Below are 16,738 nucleotides of genomic sequence, written 5' to 3' on the forward strand. Positions count from 1 at the left end.
TTCGAGGTCGGGTGACCGTCACCAACCGGCGTTGCCGACGACCGGTACGTTGACGAAATTCGGATTCGCCGGGTCGATCAACAGGCGCTGCGGCTTCAGCCCGGTTGCCTGCAGGTCCGGCAGCATCGGCAGGTAACGCGGGAAGCTCGCGGCCGAGATGTCCACCCGCAGGCGGTGACCCGGCGCGATGTTCGCCTCGGTGCCGCCAAGTCCGATGTCGAGGACGAGCGGAACCCCGGGCGTGACGACGCGCTTGGTGTCGGCACCCAGGTCGGCGACCGGAACCGTGTAGGCGCCGGAGGAGTCCTTCTCGCTCTTCGACTCGTCGAGTGCGCTGCGCGACGACAGCAGCGCGCCGTTGGTGAGGACCGTCGAACGACCGTCGGGGGCGACGTCGTTGACGGTGACCGACCAGAATCCCTCCGGGGCATCGGTCGTGGTGAGCAGGTGCACCGCGATAGGACCGGAGATCTCGGTGGCCTCGGTGACCGGGGCGGTGGTGAACGTCAACGCCTCGGCCTCGGCGAAGCGGGCGTCCTCGGTGCACGCCGACCCCAGGAGCGCGCCCAATCCGGCCGTGCCCTGCGCGGCGTCGCGCGAGCATGCCGCGCGCAGCCCCGGCGCGACGCTGTGGGTGCTCGCGGCGGCGGGCGCTGACGTGGCCAGCGAGCCGTCGACCGCGGCGTGGGGTGCGGAACCGGACGGGGTGCCGGTCAGATACAGGCGCTGGTATTCGGCCCCGGCACGCGGATACTGCGAGGCGGTGATCCACCCGCCGCCCTGCTGGTGCAGCGTGACCGGGCCGTATCGGTCGATGCCGTTGTCGATTCCCTTGATCCACTTGTCGAACCACGCACGTTCGAGCACGTCGAGGCGCGGCGGCGCGCCCTCCTTGCCGTGACCCAGACCGGGATTGATGTGGTAGCCGTTGCCCATCAGCAGCTGTTTCTGTCCGGCCGGCAACTGCAGTCGGTCGAAGATCCGGGGCTCGCCGCGGCCGAAGATGTCGTGCCAGCCGCCGGTGACGAACGTCGGCACCTCGATGCGCTCGACGTCGGCGTTGCGGACGTCGTAGAAAGGTCCGTCGTTCGCTGCCTCGCCACGCTCGTCCAGCACGGCATCGAACATCTGCGGGAACATCACCGCAGGATCCGCCAGTCGGTCGACGAGCCACTGCGGATCGAAGTCGCCGCGCAGCAGCGAGTCGATCGGGACGAACTTGAGCCCGTTGACGGCGATCAGCCACGCCGGCATGAAGCCGGCTCCGAAAGCCCCTCCGGTGGCGACAATCTCGCGGGCCAGGTCCTCGGACGGCTCGACCGGGAAGATGGCCTTCAGGCCCTGCGGCCGCTTGTCGGCGGCGTGCAGGCTGTTGATCGCGGAGTACGACACGCCGGCCATGCCGAGCGCGCCGTCCGACCACGGTTGGGATCGGGCCCAGTCGAACACCTCGACGGTGTCCTGTTGCTCGCGGTCACCCAGGACGTCCCAGACGCCCTCCGAGTAGCCGGTGCCGCGGACGTCGACGACCACCTGCACGTACCCGTTCTGCACGAGGTTGCGGTTGACGCCGAACGTGCGCAGCAAGCCGCCGCCGAGCCCGCCGGTCAGCTCGGTGATCCCGTCGAACGGCGTGCCGGACAGGTCGGCCGCGCCCAGCTGGGCGACGGCCTGCCCGAGCACCGGATGGGCGCTCGCGGCGTCGGCCAGGGCCGGGACGAGCCGCGTGTAGGGCGTGATGTTGAAGATCGTCGGCAGTTTGGTGTCGATCGCCGTGCCGGACGCGTCGGCCGGGCGGTAGACGCTCGCACGGAGCACGACGCCGTCGCTCATCCGGATCGGCACGTCCTCCTGGACGGCGATGCCCGGGTACTGGTTCGGCCCGTCGGTGGTCGCGGTCCACGCCTGTCCGGCGGCCCCGCCGGTGGGATCGGCGACTGCTGCAGGTGTTCCGACGGCCAGGCCGACCGCTACGGCCGTCAGGGCGACGATTGCCGACGGGCCGAATCGCAGGCCGCGGTGGCGTAGAAGGCTTCGCACTGTGGTCCCCCCGGTGGATGGCGCGGATCGTGATGGTGCGCACACCCTAATGCGTGTCGGGGAGAATTTGGGTACTACGAGTAGCAGATACCTGGATTACGTCCAGGACTCGTTCGACATCAGCGCGACGAGCAGTCGGCGCACCGCCTCGACGCGGCCCGCGGACTTGCCGGTGAGCTTGTCCAGGGCGCATTCGGGGTCCGCGGGCGGGCCCAGGTGCGTGCACCCGCGCGGGCAGTCCTCGGCGGCGGCGGCCAGATCGGTGAACGCATCGACCACGTTCTCGGGGGAGATGTGCGCGAGCCCGAACGAGCGGATGCCGGGCGTGTCGACCACCCAGCCGCCGCCGGGCAGCGGCAGCGCCACCGACTGCGTCGAGGTGTGCCGGCCCTTGCCCACGCCGGACACGACACCCGTAGCCCGGTCCGCGTCGGGCACCAGGCGGTTGACCATCGTGGACTTGCCGACACCCGAGTGTCCGATGAGTGCGGTCAGGCGGCCCTCGAGGATTTCCGTCACCGGCTCGATCGGGTCGTCCCGACCGGCGACCACGACGGGGATGTCGAGGTCGGCGAACGTCGCCGCGAACTCGTCCGGCGTCGCGAGATCGCTCTTCGTCAGGCACAGAACCGGTTTCAGCCCGCCGACGTAGGCGGCGACGAGGGCGCGCTCGACGAATCCGGTGCGCGGCGGCGGATCGGCCAACGCGACGACGATCAGCAGTTGTTCAGCGTTGGCGACGACGATCCGCTCGAACGGATCGGTGTCGTCGGCGGTGCGGCGCAGCACGGTCGTCCGATCCGCGACGCGCACGATCCGCGCCAGCGTGTCCGGCTTGCCGGACAGATCGCCGACGACGCTCACCTGGTCGCCCACCACGATCGGGGTGCGGCCGAGTTCCCGGGCCCGCATGGTGACAACGGGGCGGTCCGGGTCGCCGCCCAGCACGACGCCCCAGCGGCCCCGGTCCTTCGAGACCACCATCGCCTCGGCGGCGTCGGCGTGCTCGGGCCGGTTCTTGGTCCGTGGCCGCGTCCCCTTGCCCGGGCGGATCCGGACGTCGGACTCGTCGTACTGCCGGCGGCTCAGGACAGCGCCCCCTGCTCGGCGGAGGCGGACTCGTCCAGCATTGCCGCCCACAGGTTCTCGAACCCGGGCAGCGTCTTGGCGGTGGTGCCGACATCCTCGATGTCGACGCCGTCGACGACCAGCCCGATGATCGCGCCGGCCGTCGCCATCCGGTGATCGGCGTACGAATGCCACTGCGCGCCGTGCAGCGGGCGCGGCTCGATGCGCAGGCCGTCGTCGGTCTCGGTGACCGCGCCGCCGAGCTTGTTGATCTCGGTGGCGAGCGCGGCCAGCCGGTCGGTCTCGTGGCCGCGCAGGTGCGCGATGCCGCGCAGCAGCGACGGGCCGTCCGCCAGGGCCGCGAGGGCCGCGACGGTGGGGGTGAGCTCGCCGATGTCGCGCAGGTCGATGTCGATGCCGCGCAGGGACTTCGGGCCGGTGACGGTGAGCGTGCCGACAGTGCCTGCGGAGAGAGTCACGTCGGCGCCCATGTCGGCGAGGATCCCGCGGATCGCGTCACCCGGCTGCGTCGTGCGCGCCGGCCACAGCGGCACCCGCACGGTCCCTCCGGTGACGGCGGCCGCGGCGAGGAACGGCGTCGCGTTCGACAGGTCCGGCTCGATCACCCAGTCGACCGGATCGATGTTGCCCGGCAGCACCTTCCACGTGTCGGCATCGCCGCTCTCGCCGGGCGTCAGGACCGTCACCCCGGCGGCCCGGAGCATGTCGACGGTCATGTCGATGTGCGGCATCGACGGCAGCGAGCCGCCCTGGTGGCGGACCGTGACGCCCTCGTCGAAGCGAGCCGCCGACAGCAGCAGGCCGGAGACGAACTGCGACGACCCGGACGCGTCGATCGTCACGGTGCCGCCGCGCAGACCGCCGCGTCCGTGGACCGTGAAGGGCAGCGCGTCGCCGTCGATGTCGGCGCCCAGTCCCCGCAGCGCCTCGAGGATCGTGCCGAGTGGACGCGTCCGGGCCTGCTCGTCACCGTCGATCGCGACGGTGCCGTCGGCCAGCGCGGCGACGGGCGGCAGGAAGCGCATCACCGTGCCGGCGAGACCGCAGTCGACGGCGCCGCCGGTCATCGGGCCGGGGACGACCCGCAGCGTGGTGCCGGTCGCGGCGTCGGGTGTCGCGGTGATCGAGACACCGAGCGCCTGCAGGCCCTGGATCATGAGGTCGGTGTCGCGGCTGCGCAGCGCCCCGGTGATCGTGGACGGCCCGGATGCGAGCGCCGCGAGGATGAGGGCCCGGTTGGTGATCGACTTCGATCCGGGCAGCGTCACGGACGCGTTCACGGGTACATCGGCTCGGGGCGCTCTCCACAGGCTCTCACGACTCACCCGTCCATCTTCGCCTATGCGTGGGCGCGGTGTGGCAACCGTGCCAGCATGGGAGGGGACGGTCACACCGGTCGAGAGCGCGGCCGGACCGGGAGAGGACGGTACGAGGCATGTGCGGCAGGTACGCGACGACGGCCGACCCGGCGACACTCGCGGTGGAACTCGACGCCGTGAACGAGACGGGGGAGTCCGGTCCGGAGACGGCGGACTACAACGTCGCGCCCACGACGCAGGTGCTCACCGTCGTCGCGCGTCACGACCGCGGCGACGACGACAGCCCGGTGCGCCGCCGGATCCGCCGCATGCGCTGGGGCCTGGTGCCGTCGTACGCGACCGAGCCGGGCAAGGGCGCGCCGCTGTTCAACGCGCGGTCCGAGACCGTCGCCACCAAGGCGGCGTTCAAGACGTCGCTGCGGTTCAAGCGCTGCCTGGTCCCGATGGACGGCTGGTACGAGTGGCAGACCGAGCCCACGGCCGACGGCAAGGCGCTCAAGGTGCCGTACTTCATGTCCCGCGGCGACGGGCAGCGGATGTTCATGGCCGGCCTGTGGGCCGTGTGGCACGACCCGAAGGCGCCGACGTCGCCGCCGCTGCTGAGCACCACGATCCTCACGACCGACTCGGTGGACCAGCTCGCGAACGTCCACGACCGGATGCCGCTGATCCTGCCGCCCGAGCGCTGGGACGCCTGGCTCGACCCCGACAGCCTCGGTCACCCCGACCTGATCCGGCCGAGCCTCGAGTCCGTCGCCGCCGTCGACATCCGACGCGTGTCACCCAAGGTCAACAGCGTCCGCAACAACGGGCCCGAGCTGCTGGCGCCCGACAACGGGGAGCGCGAGGGCGAGCAGATCAGCCTGCTGTGACCGCCGACCGCGACGCGAGCCCGGTGACGTCGGCGACCAGTTCGAGCGAGCGCATCCACGCCTTCCGCTCCGTCGCCGAGGACACGACCATCAGCTCGTCCGCTCCGGTCCGCTCGGCGAAACGGTCCAGGTAGTCCCGCGCGACCGTGGGGGTGCCGACGGCCGTGTACCGCACCATCGCGAGCACCTGTCGGCCCGCCGGCGACTCGAGGATCTGGTCCGCCTCCTCGGGCGTGAATGTCCGGCCGCGGCCCACGAACAGCCCCACCCGCTTGCGCTTGGTCTCGAGGAACTGCCGCTCCGCCTCCTCGTCGGTGTCCGCGGCGATCACGTTGACCGCCGCGATCACGTACGGCTCGGCCAGCTGCGCCGACGGCCGGAACTCGCGGCGGTAGATCTCGATCGCGTCGAGCAGCGCGCCCGGGGCGAAGTGCGACGCGAACGCGTACGGCAGACCCAGCGCCGCGGCCAGTTGGGCACCGAACAGCGAGGACCCCAGGACGTACAGCGGGACGTTGGTGCCCTTGCCGGGTGTCGCCTCGATTCCCGGGATGCGCGACGGCCCGGTCAGGTAGCCCTGCAGCTCGAGTACGTCCTGCGGGAACGAGTCCGAGGAACTCGGGTCGCGGCGCAGCGCCCGCATGGTCTGTTGGTCGCTGCCCGGTGCGCGGCCCAGCCCCAGGTCGATGCGGCCCGGGTGCAGCTCGGCGAGCGTGCCGAACTGTTCGGCGATGGTCAGCGGAGCGTGGTTGGGGAGCATGATGCCGCCCGCGCCCAGCCGGATCGTCTCGGTGTGCGCGGCGACATGCGCGATCAGCACGCTCGTCGCCGACGACGCGATCGCAGGCATGTTGTGGTGCTCGGCGTACCAGATCCGGCTGTAGCCCCACCGTTCCGCGTTGCGGGCCATCTCGACGCTGGCCCGGAAGCTGTCTGCGGGGGTCTCGTCCGCGCCGACATGAGCCAGGTCGAGGATGGACAGGGGCAGGGAGAGGCCAGTCACGCCGGACACCGTCTTTCGTTCGTCGAAGATTCTTCTCTGTGGGCAACAGCGGCGCCCGCGCGCAGATTCCTCGTCGTTCAGCCGGCAGTAATGTCGGCGACCGCCGCACCCGTCAGCCGCACCAGATCCTGCGGCGCCAGATCGACCTCGAGGCCCCGCCGCCCGGCACTGCACAGCACCCGGTCCCACGTCAGCGCGGACGCGTCGATCACCGTTGGCAACCGCTTGCGCTGGCCGAGTGGTGAGATGCCGCCCAGGACGTACCCGGTGGAGCGTTCGGCGTCGGCCTGCTCGGCCATGACCGCCTTGCTCGCGCCCACCGCCGCCGCGGCCGCCTTGAGGGACAGCTTCGACGGCACCGGCAGCACCGCCACGGCGAGCTTGCCCGCGTCCGTCTTGATCACGAGCGTCTTGAAGATCTGGGCGGGCTCCACCCCGACGTGACCTGCCAGCGAGTCGACGGCCTCGTCACCGTACGACGCGGCCCGCGCATCGTGGTCGTAACTGTGGATCCGGTGCGCCACCTTCTCCTTGTCGAGCAGCTTCGTTGCGGGAGTCGAGGTTCCGGCCATGACGACGACTCTAGGGCGAGCCCGGACCGTCGCCGCGCGCACCTCGTCGCGGCGGTCGGGAACAGACGACACGGGCGCGCTGTTGATTCTCGCGAAAGCCCCGTCAGCGAAGGGAGTGGTTCGTGCCGGTGTTGTGTGCAGAACGTGTTCGTCCGGCGATCGAGGCCGAGGCGCATCCGGCTCTCGCGCCCGCTATGGCGGTAGCCTTGACCCCTACGGCAAGCGAAGGGATCAGCGTGCTGGACGACCACGAACCGGGGGACCGACCCAAGGGTGACAGGCCGGAGCCCGACGACCGGCTGACCGAGCGGTTCGAGCGCGACGCGCTACCACTGCTCGACCAGCTGTACGGCGCCGCGCTGCGGATGACGCGTAACCCGGCCGACGCGGAGGACCTGGTCCAGGAGACGTACGTCAAGGCGTACTCGGCGTTCCGTTCCTTCAAGGAAGGGACCAACCTCAAGGCCTGGCTGTACCGCATCCTCACGAACACCTACATCAACTCCTACCGCAAGAAGCAGCGGCAGCCGGCGCAGTACCCGACCGACGAGATCACCGACTGGCAGCTCGCCGCGACGGCCGAGCACACCTCGACGGGGCTGCGTTCGGCGGAGGTCGAGGCACTCGACGCACTGCCCGACGACGACATCAAGGCGGCGTTGCAGGAGCTTCCCGAGGAGTTCCGCATGGCGGTCTACTACGCCGATGTCGAAGGATTCCCGTACAAGGAGATCGCGGAGATCATGGGCACGCCCATCGGCACCGTGATGTCGCGGTTGCATCGCGGACGCAAGCAACTACGGGGTCTGCTCGCCGACGTCGCCCGGGAACGTGGATTCAACCGCACGCCGGCAGGGCAGGCCGGCAAGTCGGCAGCGGAGCAGGAGGTTACTCGGTGACCGGGGAGAACGAATTCGAGCAGTTGGACTGCTCTGCAGTGCTCGCCGATGTGTGGTTGCTGCTCGACAGCGAATGCGACGAGCATTCCCGCGCGCGGATCGAACGGCACCTGGAGGACTGTGGTGCGTGCTTCGAGGCGTACGGCATCGAGGAGAAGATCAAGGGCCTCATCGGACGCAAATGCGGCGGTGAGCACGCGCCGGCCGGGCTGCGTGAGCGGCTGTCGATCGAGATCCGACGCACCGTGATCCTCACCGAGACCGAGTTGGTCTCCGACCGCGAGTCGGACGACTAGACGCGCCGACAGGAGCGTCCGTGAACGAGATCAGGGGCCGGCGAGCACTCAGCTCACCGGCCCCTGATTCCGTCTGTACGCGCCTCAGGCGTTGGGACGCTTGCCGTGGTTGGCGGCGTTGCCCTTGCGGCTGCGCTTCTTACGACCACGCTTACCCATGAGTAGCTCCCTTCTCTGTTCGAACTCTGGTTCGTCCTAGTGTTTCACGTGTGGTTGGCTGTGGTTCCATTGGCTGGTCCGCGACCGTCCGCGAAGAGTGAGGTGCCAGGTGGCAGAAGATGTGCGAGCCGAGATGGTTTCGACCGTCTACCAGGTCGTTGTGAGTGAGGGTGAAGAGGTGAACGAGGGTGACACCCTGGTTATCCTCGAGTCGATGAAGATGGAGATCCCGGTTCTCGCGGAGGTCGCCGGGAAGGTCACGTCCGTGGACGTGACTGTCGGCGATGTCATCCAGCAGGGCGACCTGATCGCCACCATCAGCTGATACCGAGAAGCGATTCGGAGCCTGGCACATGTCGACACTGAGCGACCTGCTCGCCGAGCACACCGACCTCCCCGGAAACGCGGTCGACCACCTGCAGCAGGTGGTGGGTGAATGGCAGCTGCTCGCGGACCTGTCCTTCGCCGACGTCCTGCTGTGGGTGGCGACCGAGCGGCCCGACGACCCGAAGGGCGCCGCCGGATCCGATCCCCTCACCGTCGTGTGCGTCGCGCAGTGTCGCCCCACGACGGCGTCCACGGCGTTCCCGGACGACGCAGTCGGCTCCGTGGTCTCCGAATCGGAGCATCCTCAGGTCCTCAAGGCACTCCTCGACGGCGAGATCGTGACCGAGGTCGACCACTCGTGGCGCGGCGGGACACCGCTGCGCCGGGAGGCGGTCCCGGTGCGATGCGACGGCGAGGTGATCGCCGTCCTGAGCCGCGACACCAATCTGGCGCAGCAGCGGGCCCAGAGCCCGCTCGAGATCGCCTACCTCGACTGCGCGGCCGACCTGTGCCAGATGATCAGCGAGGGAACGTTTCCCAACCCGATTTCCCGCTCGGACACCAATTCCAGTCCGCGGGCCGGGGACGGGTTCATCCGCCTCGATCCCGAGGGCCGCGTCGTGTACGCGAGCCCCAACGCGCTGTCGGCGTATCACCGGATGGGGCTCAACACCGATCTGGTGGGTCAGGATCTCGCGTCCACGACCCGTGCGCTCATCACCGACCCGTTCGAGTCGAAGGAAGTCGCCGACTACATCAGCGGCACCCTGGCCGGCCGCCTCGGGCACCGCATGGAGGTGGAGGCCCGCGGTGCGATCGTGCTGCTGCGGGCACTCGTACTCAAGCCGCACGGCAAGATCGTCGGCGCCGCCGTCGTCATCCGTGACGTCACCGAGGTCAAGCGTCGCGATCGCGCCCTGCTCAGCAAGGACGCGACGATCCGCGAGATCCACCACCGGGTGAAGAACAACCTCCAGACGGTCGCCGCGCTGCTGCGCCTGCAGGCCCGCCGCACCGATAACGAGGAGGCGCGTTCGGCGCTCAGCGAGTCGGTCCGACGCGTCACGTCGATCGCGCTCGTCCACGAGACGCTGTCGATGTCGGTGGACGAGGAAGTGGACCTCGACGAGGTGGTCGATCGCCTCGTTCCGATCCTGGCCGACGTCGCGTCGGTCAACATGCCTATCAAGATCAAGCGGGAGGGCAGCCTCGGCGTGTTCTCCGCCGAGCGCGCGACCCCGCTCGTGATGGTGCTCACCGAATTGGTGCAGAACGCGATCGAGCACGCCTTCGATCCCGGTCAGCCGGGCACGGTGTACCTGCGAGCGGATCGCTCCGCCCGTTGGCTCGACGTCGTCATCCACGACGACGGGCGCGGATTGCCGGAAGGATTCAGCCTCGAGAAGTCCGATCGTCTCGGGCTGCAGATCGTGCGCACGCTCGTCGGCGCCGAACTCGGGGGATCGCTGGGCCTGCACCCGTCCGCGGACGGGGGCACGGACGCGGTGCTGCGCGTCCCGCTCGGCCGACGCGCACACCGGCCCTGACCTCGACGAAACCCCGACATCCGGGCCCCGGATACGACGAAGGCCCGGCACCGTGTGGTGCCGGGCCTTCGCCGTGGTCTGTGAAGACTCAGACTGCGGTGCGCGCGCGGGTGCGGGCGTTGCGGCGCTTGAGAGCGCGGCGCTCGTCCTCGCTCATGCCGCCCCAGACGCCGGCGTCCTGACCGGACTCGAGAGCCCACGACAGGCACTCCGCGGTCACGGGGCACCGGTTGCACACCACCTTGGCATCAGCGATCTGCGCGAGAGCCGGGCCGCTGTTTCCCACGGGGAAGAACAGTTCGGGGTCCTCGTCGCGGCAGATTGCCTTGTGGCGCCAGTCCATCCGTCTACTCCTTAACTGGGTGCGCCATGCACCGTTATGTATTCGCAAGTTCAGAGGTGCTTACTCCGGAAGTTTCAGCACTGTTACTTGTGAATGCTTTCACGAACCAGAGGGAAGTCAATAGAAATCGACTGCACCGTGGGGAAGCTCACTCGGTTAGGTTGCCCTATCTGGCCCGTCGTCCTTTCTACACCCACCTGGGGATTTGCGCACCCCATCTGGGCAAATTGGTCACCGTTCGTTGTCGAACGAGCGCTCGGACGGTCCCAATCGGACGTTCGGTCCAGTGGGACGGAGGGGCTTCCGGGGGTTCGGGCTCAGTGCGCAGGCGGCGCGACGACGGTAAGGGCGTCGGGAACGGCGGTGAATGTCACATCGGTTCGGAGGCCGATATAGTCGCCGTCCATTTGAAGTCCGATCGGTGCACTCGCATGTATACGGATTTGTCGAACATCGTCGAATCGAATCAATGAATGTGATTTCGGCGATAATCCGGCAGTAAGTAGTTGACGAACGACGCGCAAGCTGGCAAAGACGCGCATCGTGCGCATCGCGAAGAGGCCGAGCCCGGTGTCGAAGCTGGTGGCCGGATTCGTATGCACCTCACGCTTGTTCAGGTACGTCCACGGTGTCGAGTTCGACACGAAGGCGTAGTGCACGCCGTCGATCGGCTCCTGATCGGGGATTTCGATCGTCAGCGTCGGCTCCTCGCGCTTGGCGCGAAAGAAGGCGCGTACGGCGTGCCGGACGTAGCGCCCGGGGGTGACTGCCTGGCCGTTGCTGCGACCGTGGTCGACCGCTTCGCACACCTGGGCGTCGAGGCCCATTCCGGCATTGAACGTGAACCAGCGGTTGTCGCAGTGACCCAGCCCGATCGTCCGACGACGGCGCAGCGCGAGCAGCTCGATCAGTTGGTTCGTGGCGTCGATCGGGTCCGGGTCGATTCCGAGGGACCGGGCGAACACGTTCGCCGAGCCGCCCGGCACGACCGCGATCAGTGGGATCGGCCCGGCGGGAACGGACCGCATCGACTTGGGGTGCGGTTCGCCCAGCAGTCCGTTGATCACCTCGTTCACGGTGCCGTCGCCGCCGTGGACGATGATCAGCGTCACTCCGTCGATGCGTGCCTGCGCGGCCAGTTCCGCGGCGTGACCGCGGTGCGTCGTGTGCGCCACGGTCAACCGCACCCGGCTCGACAGGGCGTGTGCGAGGAGGTCGCGACCTGCGGGAGTGGTCGAGGTGGCGTTGGGGTTGACGATCAGCAGCGCGCGCACGGGGCATCAGCCTAGCCGGGTCCTGTCGGTGTATAGGCTGGCTGCGTGTCGAACCAGCCTGCACCCGCCCCGACTCCCAGCACGGTCCGTCGAGCCGGCGCGCTCGTGGCGCTCGAGGGTGCGGCGGCCGTGGGTTTCGCGATCTTCCTGGTCGTGCGAGGTCTGCTCGGTTACGACCAGAGTGTGACCAGCGGCTACGGCACAGCCCTGTGGTTCGCGATCCTCGGTGGTGCCGTGCTGGCCGCGGGCGTCGGTCTTGTCCTCGGGCAGCGGTGGGGGCGCACCATCGCGCTCATGGCGCAGCTGCTCCTGCTGCCCGTCACGTGGTACGTGCTCACGTCGCACCGGGTGCTCTGGGGCATCGTGCTCGGTGTCGTCGTCGTCTCCGCACTGGTGATGTTGTTCGCGGGCAGCACATCTCGCTGGATGGCCGAGGGTTACGCCGCCCCCGACGCCCCCGCCGACGAGGAATGAACCCCGGTACCCGTCACGGCACGCGGGTGGCGAGAGCCGCCAGCGCGTCGCCGCTGAGCCGGTAGGTCGTCCACTCGTCCTGTGCGACCGCGTCGAGCGATTCGTAGAACCCGATCGACGGTGTGTTCCAGTTCAGCACCGACCAGGCCAGACGCGTGTATCCCTTGGTGACGCATTCCTCGGCGAGGGTCGCCAACAGCGCCGTGCCGTAGCCGGCACCGCGATGCTCGGGCGTGACGTACAGGTCCTCGAGGTAGATGCCGTGCACGCCGTCCCACGTCGAGAAGTTGCGGAACCAGATCGCCGTCCCGACGATCTTCGGGGCCGGGTCGTCGGCCGACGTGACCTCGACGACGTGTGCGAAGACCGCGGGCTCGGGACCGAACAGGGCGTCCTCGATCTGCGCGGGCACCACCGTGCACTCGTGCCGCGCCTTCTCGTACTCGGCGAGTTCGTAGATCAGGCCGGTGATCGCGGCGGAGTCGGCGGGGGTCGCGCGGCGGATGGTCGCGGTCTTCTCGGAAGCGGAGTTCACTCGATACCTACTTTCGGGGCCACATTGTGGGTGACGATTGCGCGGAACCCGTGCTCGTAGCTCAGGACCGTGTGGGCGGCGGGGGAGAGGAGGACGCGCCGACCCTCGGACACCGGCTGTTCGATCCACCGGGCGATCACGGCGCGGAAGAAGTGGCCGTGTCCCACCAGCACGACGTCCCGGTCCGCGAGGGCGGCCTCGCACGTGTGCACCACCATGTCGGCGCGGGAGGTCACCATGTCGTGGGTCTCGCCGCCCGGGCACGGATGGGTCCACACCGTCCAGTGCGGAATCCGTTCGCGGATCTCGGGGGTGGTCAGGCCCTCGAGCTCGCCGTAGTCCCACTCCGTGAGGGCGTCCCACCGGTGATCGCCGGTCAGCCCGGCGAGCTCCGCGGTGACGTGGGCCCGTCGACGAGGGCTGGTGACCACCAGCGGGTCGCGCAGGTCGAGCGCGGACAACAGTGCACCGGCCGCGCGTGCCTGTTCGGCGCCGAGCTCGGTGAGAGGGACCTCGGTGGTGCTGGTGTGCCGGCCCAGCCGGGCCCACTCGGTCTCCCCGTGTCGGAGCAGGACGAGCCGGCGGTCGGGTGAGGTCATGGACTCATCATGCCGGGCGTAGCGGAATCCTCGCGCTCGGGCCTCGAGTACGCAAGGATCTAGGCCGTGACGACGGTACTGGCTGTAGCGAATCAAAAGGGTGGGGTGGCCAAGACCACGACGGTCGCGTCGCTGGGGGCGGCGCTCGTCGACCTCGGTCAGCGGGTGTTGGTGGTGGACCTCGATCCGCAGGGGTGTCTGACATTCTCGTTGGGGCACAACCCCGATCGGCTCGAGAAGTCGGTGCACGACGTGCTCGCGGGGGACGTTCCGGCGCAGGACGTGCTGCTCGGGACGGACGAGGGCGTGACACTGCTGCCCGCGACGATCGACCTCGCGGGCTCGGAGGCGCTGTTGCTGATGCGCCCGGGCCGGGAGTTCGCGCTCAAGCGGGCCCTCGCGCCGCTGCTCGACGACTTCGACGTGATCGTCATCGACTGCCCGCCGTCCCTGGGTGTACTGACACTCAACGGGCTCACCGCCGCCCGGCAGGTGCTGGTGCCGCTGCAGTGCGAGACGCTGGCGCACCGCGGTGTCGGTCAACTGCTGCGCACCGTCTCCGAGGTCCAGCAGATCACCAATCCCGACCTCGTGCTGCTGGGGGCGCTGCCGACGCTGTACGACGCGCGAACGACCCACAGCCGCGACGTCCTGTCCGACGTCTCGGACCGCTACGACCTGCCGGTTCTCGCCCCGCCGATCCCACGGACCGTCCGCTTCGCCGAGGCGTCGGCGTCCGGTGCCACGGTGCTCGCGGGTCGCAAGAACAAGGGTGCCGAGGCGTACCGTGAACTGGCGCACCATCTTTCGGCCCACTGGACCGGGGGTGCCGACCTCGTCACGTTCTCGCCCTACGAGGGGACGGCCTGATCGGGCTGTTCGTCAGCTCAGCCATTCCCGGGCCGCGGTCACCAGCGCGGTGACCCCGGTCGTGATCGTGGGTTCGATCACGGGGGCGTAGTACGGCGAATGGTTGGGTGGCAGGTCCGGGGTAGTTCCGTCAGCCGCCGCCTTCGCGAAGATCTCCGGGTCCGCGCCACCGAGGATCCAGTAACAGATCGGGGCGCTCGCCGCGGTCGCGAACACTCCGACGTCCTCGCTGGCCGGACCGGCACCGGGATCGATCACGTTGTCGTCGCCGAACCGGCGACGGAAGGCCGCCACTGTTCGGGCGACCGCGTCGACGTCGTTGACCAGGACGGGAAACGAATCGATCGGCGTGATCTCCGGCGGGCGAGGGGCGTTCGACGCCGCGGCCTCCGCCTCGACGATTCGGGTGATCGTGTCGAGGACGCGGGCGCGCACCCCCGCGTCGTAGGTGCGGATGTTGAGCTTCAGTTCGGCGTGGTCCGGAATCACGTTCGCCTTGGTGCCGGCCTGCATCGCACCGACCGTGAGTACGACCGTCTCGGTCGCTGCGACGGTGCGCGAGACCACGGTCTGCAGGCGCAGGACCGTCGCGGCCGCCATGACCACCGGGTCGACCGCGAGCTCGGGCATCGACCCGTGCGAGCCGGTGCCGTGCAGGAGGACCCTCAGCGAGTCCGCGCCGGCGAACGCGGCGCCGGGGTGGGCCGCGAGCATGCCGGCGGGCAGAGGAGCGACGTGCTGGCCGAGTACGACGTCGGGTCTGCCGAACCGCCCGAACAGATTGTCGTCGACCATCGCCTGCGCCCCGGAGCCGAGTTCCTCGGCGGGCTGGAACACCGCCATCACGGTGCCCGACCACGAGGCCTTCTCGTCCACCAGCACCTCGAGTGCGCCCAGCAGGCATGTCACGTGCATGTCGTGTCCGCACGCGTGCGCGACCGGAACGTCCTTGCCGTCGGAGTCGGCTGCGCGAATCGTGCTGGCGTAGGGGAGTGCCGTCTTCTCCTCGACCGGTAGCGCGTCCATGTCGGCGCGCAGGAGAACCGTGGGGCCGTCACCGTTGCGGATCAGGCCCACCACTCCGGTGCCGCCGACACCGGTCGTCGTGTCGACGCCCAGTTCGCCGAGTTTGGCGGCGATCCGTTCCGCGGTGCGGGTCTCCGCGAACGACAATTCCGGATGCCGGTGCAGATCGCGGTAGAAGTCGGCGAGCCACGCCGGACCGGGGGAGGAGTCGCTGAGGGCCATGATGCAACCTCGATCGGTCGGAGACAGTCCGAGCCTCAGCGTAATGGCGTGCCGTCCGCGTTAGCGGAGGGCGACCACCTCGTCGCTGCGCTGCTCGAGCACGACGTCGCCGACCACGGACGTCGCGATCGGTGCGACGGCGGTGTCGCGGGTGACGGGGATCCGACGCTGCTCCGCGCCGGTCGCGGGGTCGAGGACCGCGACGCCGTCGGGCACCGGCACCAGCAGCGATCCCGCCATGATCGCGCCGGGACCCAGCGCCCCGGAGATCGTCCAGCGCGGCGCGAGTTCACTCGTGGACAGCGCGATCAACTCGCTGCCGGTCCACCACGTGAACACCGAACCGTTGCGGGCCGCGGTCGCCTCGGCGCTGACGGGACCGGCCAACGGATACGACGCCAGTTCGCTGGCCGTGCCGTCGTAGACGGCGATGCGCGGTCCGGACGTCGGGCCGGGCGGCAGATACACCGCCGTGCGGTCGCCGGACGCCGCGATGAGCCGGGTGCCGGGCGCGCTCGCGGCGCCGACGAGACTGGACCCGAACTCCTTCGGCTCCTGATTGTCCTTCGGGACGACGTCGAGCACGCTGAGGCGGTCGCCGGCCTCGCCGGGGCAGCGCATCAGCACCGAGACCCGGGTGCCACCAGCCGCCGCGGACGACAACTCGCACCCGCTGCGCGGCTGCTTGCCCGGATTGATCGGGGCGTCGACCCGTCCGAATTCGAGGGTGCGCACCAGATCCGAGCGCCACACCTCCATGCGCTCCGAACCACGGGAGACGACATACGTGCCGTCGTAGGACAGCGTCACGGCGTCGTCCGCGTCGCTCGATCGCTGAGCCCTGCGTTCGCCCGTCGCCCCGTCGAGCTGGGTGACCTGACTGCACCCGCGCTGGTCGCGGTAGACGGCCACCACCGTGTTCCACGCGCCGATGGCCCCACACAGCGGCATGTCCCGCTGGTAGCGCCACAGTTCGACGCCGGTCGACGGGTCGCGACCGGTCACGGTGCCGCCGTCGGCCGTCGCGACGGCCCCGCCGGCGACGACGGGGGCGGTCGTGACGGGGCTGTCGGCGCGCCAGATCTCGTTCAGGGTCTCCGGCACCGACAGCGCCGTACTCGCTTCCGGCGCAGGCGTATCCGCGGTCACGGAGGTGGTGCCCCGAGCGTCGCTGCGTATCCAGATCACGGTCACGGCGACCGCGACGACGATCGCGATGATCGCGGCGACCGCAACGTCCAGACGGGTACGACGCTCGGGTGCCAGCACAGC

19 protein-coding genes are annotated in these 16,738 nt (G+C 69.5%); 7 read left to right on the forward strand and 12 right to left on the reverse strand.

The window, feature by feature from the left end; genetic code table 11:
- Nucleotides 1-18 precede the first annotated feature (18 nt).
- The 3 genes from ABI214_RS21630 to aroA all read right to left on the reverse strand — a co-directional run bounded on the left by ABI214_RS21630 (nt 19) and on the right by aroA (nt 4,454).
- Nucleotides 19-2,040 carry a CocE/NonD family hydrolase gene (locus ABI214_RS21630; RefSeq protein ID WP_408586259.1) on the reverse strand — a complete coding sequence of 674 codons (2,022 nt, stop codon included), beginning with the start codon at nt 2,038-2,040 and terminating at the stop codon, nt 19-21.
- A gap of 96 nt (nt 2,041-2,136) precedes the next feature.
- On the reverse strand, nt 2,137-3,180 hold the full coding sequence (rsgA, locus tag ABI214_RS21635; protein WP_348604508.1) for a ribosome small subunit-dependent GTPase A: 1,044 nt from the start codon (nt 3,178-3,180) through the stop codon (nt 2,137-2,139).
- Nucleotides 3,126-4,454, reverse strand: a complete 1,329-nt coding sequence (aroA, locus tag ABI214_RS21640) for a 3-phosphoshikimate 1-carboxyvinyltransferase (RefSeq protein WP_348604509.1) — start codon at nt 4,452-4,454, stop codon at nt 3,126-3,128. Before aroA ends, rsgA begins: the two co-directional genes overlap by 55 nt.
- Before the next feature lie 110 nt (nt 4,455-4,564).
- Here aroA and ABI214_RS21645 point away from each other — a divergent pair, with 110 nt between their 5' ends.
- Nucleotides 4,565-5,320 carry an SOS response-associated peptidase gene (locus ABI214_RS21645; RefSeq protein WP_348604510.1) on the forward strand — a complete coding sequence of 252 codons (756 nt, stop codon included), beginning with the start codon at nt 4,565-4,567 and terminating at the stop codon, nt 5,318-5,320.
- Here the strand turns inward: ABI214_RS21645 and ABI214_RS21650 are convergent.
- Both ABI214_RS21650 and ybaK read right to left on the reverse strand, forming a co-directional pair.
- Nucleotides 5,307-6,332: an LLM class flavin-dependent oxidoreductase gene (locus ABI214_RS21650; protein WP_348604512.1), complete on the reverse strand. Its 1,026-nt coding sequence runs from the start codon at nt 6,330-6,332 to the stop codon at nt 5,307-5,309. The two genes, ABI214_RS21645 and ABI214_RS21650, sit on opposite strands and share 14 nt — an antisense overlap.
- Nucleotides 6,333-6,400: 68 nt before the next feature.
- On the reverse strand, nt 6,401-6,895 hold the full coding sequence (ybaK, locus tag ABI214_RS21655) for a Cys-tRNA(Pro) deacylase (RefSeq protein WP_348604513.1): 495 nt from the start codon (nt 6,893-6,895) through the stop codon (nt 6,401-6,403).
- A gap of 194 nt (nt 6,896-7,089) precedes the next feature.
- Here ybaK and ABI214_RS21660 point away from each other — a divergent pair, with 194 nt between their 5' ends.
- Both ABI214_RS21660 and rsrA read left to right on the forward strand, forming a co-directional pair.
- Entirely contained in the window at nt 7,090-7,794 is a 705-nt protein-coding gene (locus tag ABI214_RS21660; protein ID WP_348611876.1) for a sigma-70 family RNA polymerase sigma factor, read from the forward strand.
- Entirely contained in the window at nt 7,791-8,090 is a 300-nt protein-coding gene (rsrA, locus tag ABI214_RS21665) for a mycothiol system anti-sigma-R factor (RefSeq protein ID WP_348604515.1), read from the forward strand. The genes ABI214_RS21660 and rsrA overlap by 4 nt, the downstream gene beginning before the upstream one ends.
- A gap of 84 nt (nt 8,091-8,174) precedes the next feature.
- Here the strand turns inward: rsrA and ABI214_RS25535 are convergent, their stop codons facing one another.
- Nucleotides 8,175-8,249, reverse strand: coding sequence for a 50S ribosomal protein bL37 (locus ABI214_RS25535; RefSeq protein ID WP_022597109.1), 75 nt, complete (start codon nt 8,247-8,249; stop codon nt 8,175-8,177).
- A gap of 109 nt (nt 8,250-8,358) precedes the next feature.
- Here ABI214_RS25535 and ABI214_RS21670 point away from each other — a divergent pair, with 109 nt between their 5' ends.
- Both ABI214_RS21670 and ABI214_RS21675 read left to right on the forward strand, forming a co-directional pair.
- The gene (locus ABI214_RS21670) at nt 8,359-8,574 is read left to right on the forward strand and encodes a biotin/lipoyl-binding carrier protein (RefSeq protein ID WP_348604517.1); all 216 of its coding nucleotides are present in this window, start codon (nt 8,359-8,361) and stop codon (nt 8,572-8,574) included.
- Nucleotides 8,575-8,602: 28 nt separating this feature from the next.
- Nucleotides 8,603-10,123, forward strand: a complete 1,521-nt coding sequence (locus tag ABI214_RS21675) for a sensor histidine kinase (RefSeq protein ID WP_348604519.1) — start codon at nt 8,603-8,605, stop codon at nt 10,121-10,123.
- An 88-nt stretch (nt 10,124-10,211) separates the two neighbouring features.
- Here ABI214_RS21675 and ABI214_RS21680 read toward each other — a convergent pair whose 3' ends face one another.
- Both ABI214_RS21680 and ABI214_RS21685 read right to left on the reverse strand, forming a co-directional pair.
- Nucleotides 10,212-10,466 carry a WhiB family transcriptional regulator gene (locus ABI214_RS21680; protein ID WP_127914467.1) on the reverse strand — a complete coding sequence of 85 codons (255 nt, stop codon included), beginning with the start codon at nt 10,464-10,466 and terminating at the stop codon, nt 10,212-10,214.
- Between the two features lie 317 nt (nt 10,467-10,783).
- Entirely contained in the window at nt 10,784-11,740 is a 957-nt protein-coding gene (locus tag ABI214_RS21685) for a diacylglycerol/lipid kinase family protein (RefSeq protein ID WP_348604520.1), read from the reverse strand.
- A gap of 45 nt (nt 11,741-11,785) precedes the next feature.
- On the opposite strand from ABI214_RS21685, the gene ABI214_RS21690 reads away from it, so the two are divergent.
- On the forward strand, nt 11,786-12,214 hold the full coding sequence (locus ABI214_RS21690; protein WP_348604521.1) for a hypothetical protein: 429 nt from the start codon (nt 11,786-11,788) through the stop codon (nt 12,212-12,214).
- Between the two features lie 13 nt (nt 12,215-12,227).
- Here ABI214_RS21690 and ABI214_RS21695 read toward each other — a convergent pair whose 3' ends face one another.
- Together ABI214_RS21695 and ABI214_RS21700 are read right to left on the reverse strand one after the other, a co-directional pair.
- Entirely contained in the window at nt 12,228-12,749 is a 522-nt protein-coding gene (locus tag ABI214_RS21695; RefSeq protein WP_348604523.1) for a GNAT family N-acetyltransferase, read from the reverse strand.
- Nucleotides 12,746-13,348 (reverse strand): acid phosphatase, encoded by a 603-nt coding sequence (locus tag ABI214_RS21700; RefSeq protein ID WP_348604524.1) that lies wholly within the window; start codon nt 13,346-13,348, stop codon nt 12,746-12,748. Before ABI214_RS21700 ends, ABI214_RS21695 begins: the two co-directional genes overlap by 4 nt.
- 66 nt (nt 13,349-13,414) lie before the next feature.
- Between ABI214_RS21700 and ABI214_RS21705 the strand changes: the two genes are divergently transcribed.
- Nucleotides 13,415-14,218, forward strand: coding sequence for a ParA family protein (locus ABI214_RS21705; protein WP_348604526.1), 804 nt, complete (start codon nt 13,415-13,417; stop codon nt 14,216-14,218).
- 12 nt (nt 14,219-14,230) lie between these two features.
- Here the strand turns inward: ABI214_RS21705 and ABI214_RS21710 are convergent, their stop codons facing one another.
- The gene (locus tag ABI214_RS21710; protein WP_348604527.1) at nt 14,231-15,466 is read right to left on the reverse strand and encodes an amidohydrolase; all 1,236 of its coding nucleotides are present in this window, start codon (nt 15,464-15,466) and stop codon (nt 14,231-14,233) included.
- A 60-nt stretch (nt 15,467-15,526) separates the two neighbouring features.
- Nucleotides 15,527-16,735: an Rv3212 family protein gene (locus tag ABI214_RS21715; protein WP_348604528.1), complete on the reverse strand. Its 1,209-nt coding sequence runs from the start codon at nt 16,733-16,735 to the stop codon at nt 15,527-15,529.
- Nucleotides 16,736-16,738: the final 3 nt, after the last annotated feature.

It is taken from the genome of Prescottella soli (assembly GCF_040024445.1).
Taxonomy (GTDB): Bacteria; Actinomycetota; Actinomycetes; order Mycobacteriales; family Mycobacteriaceae; genus Prescottella; species Prescottella soli.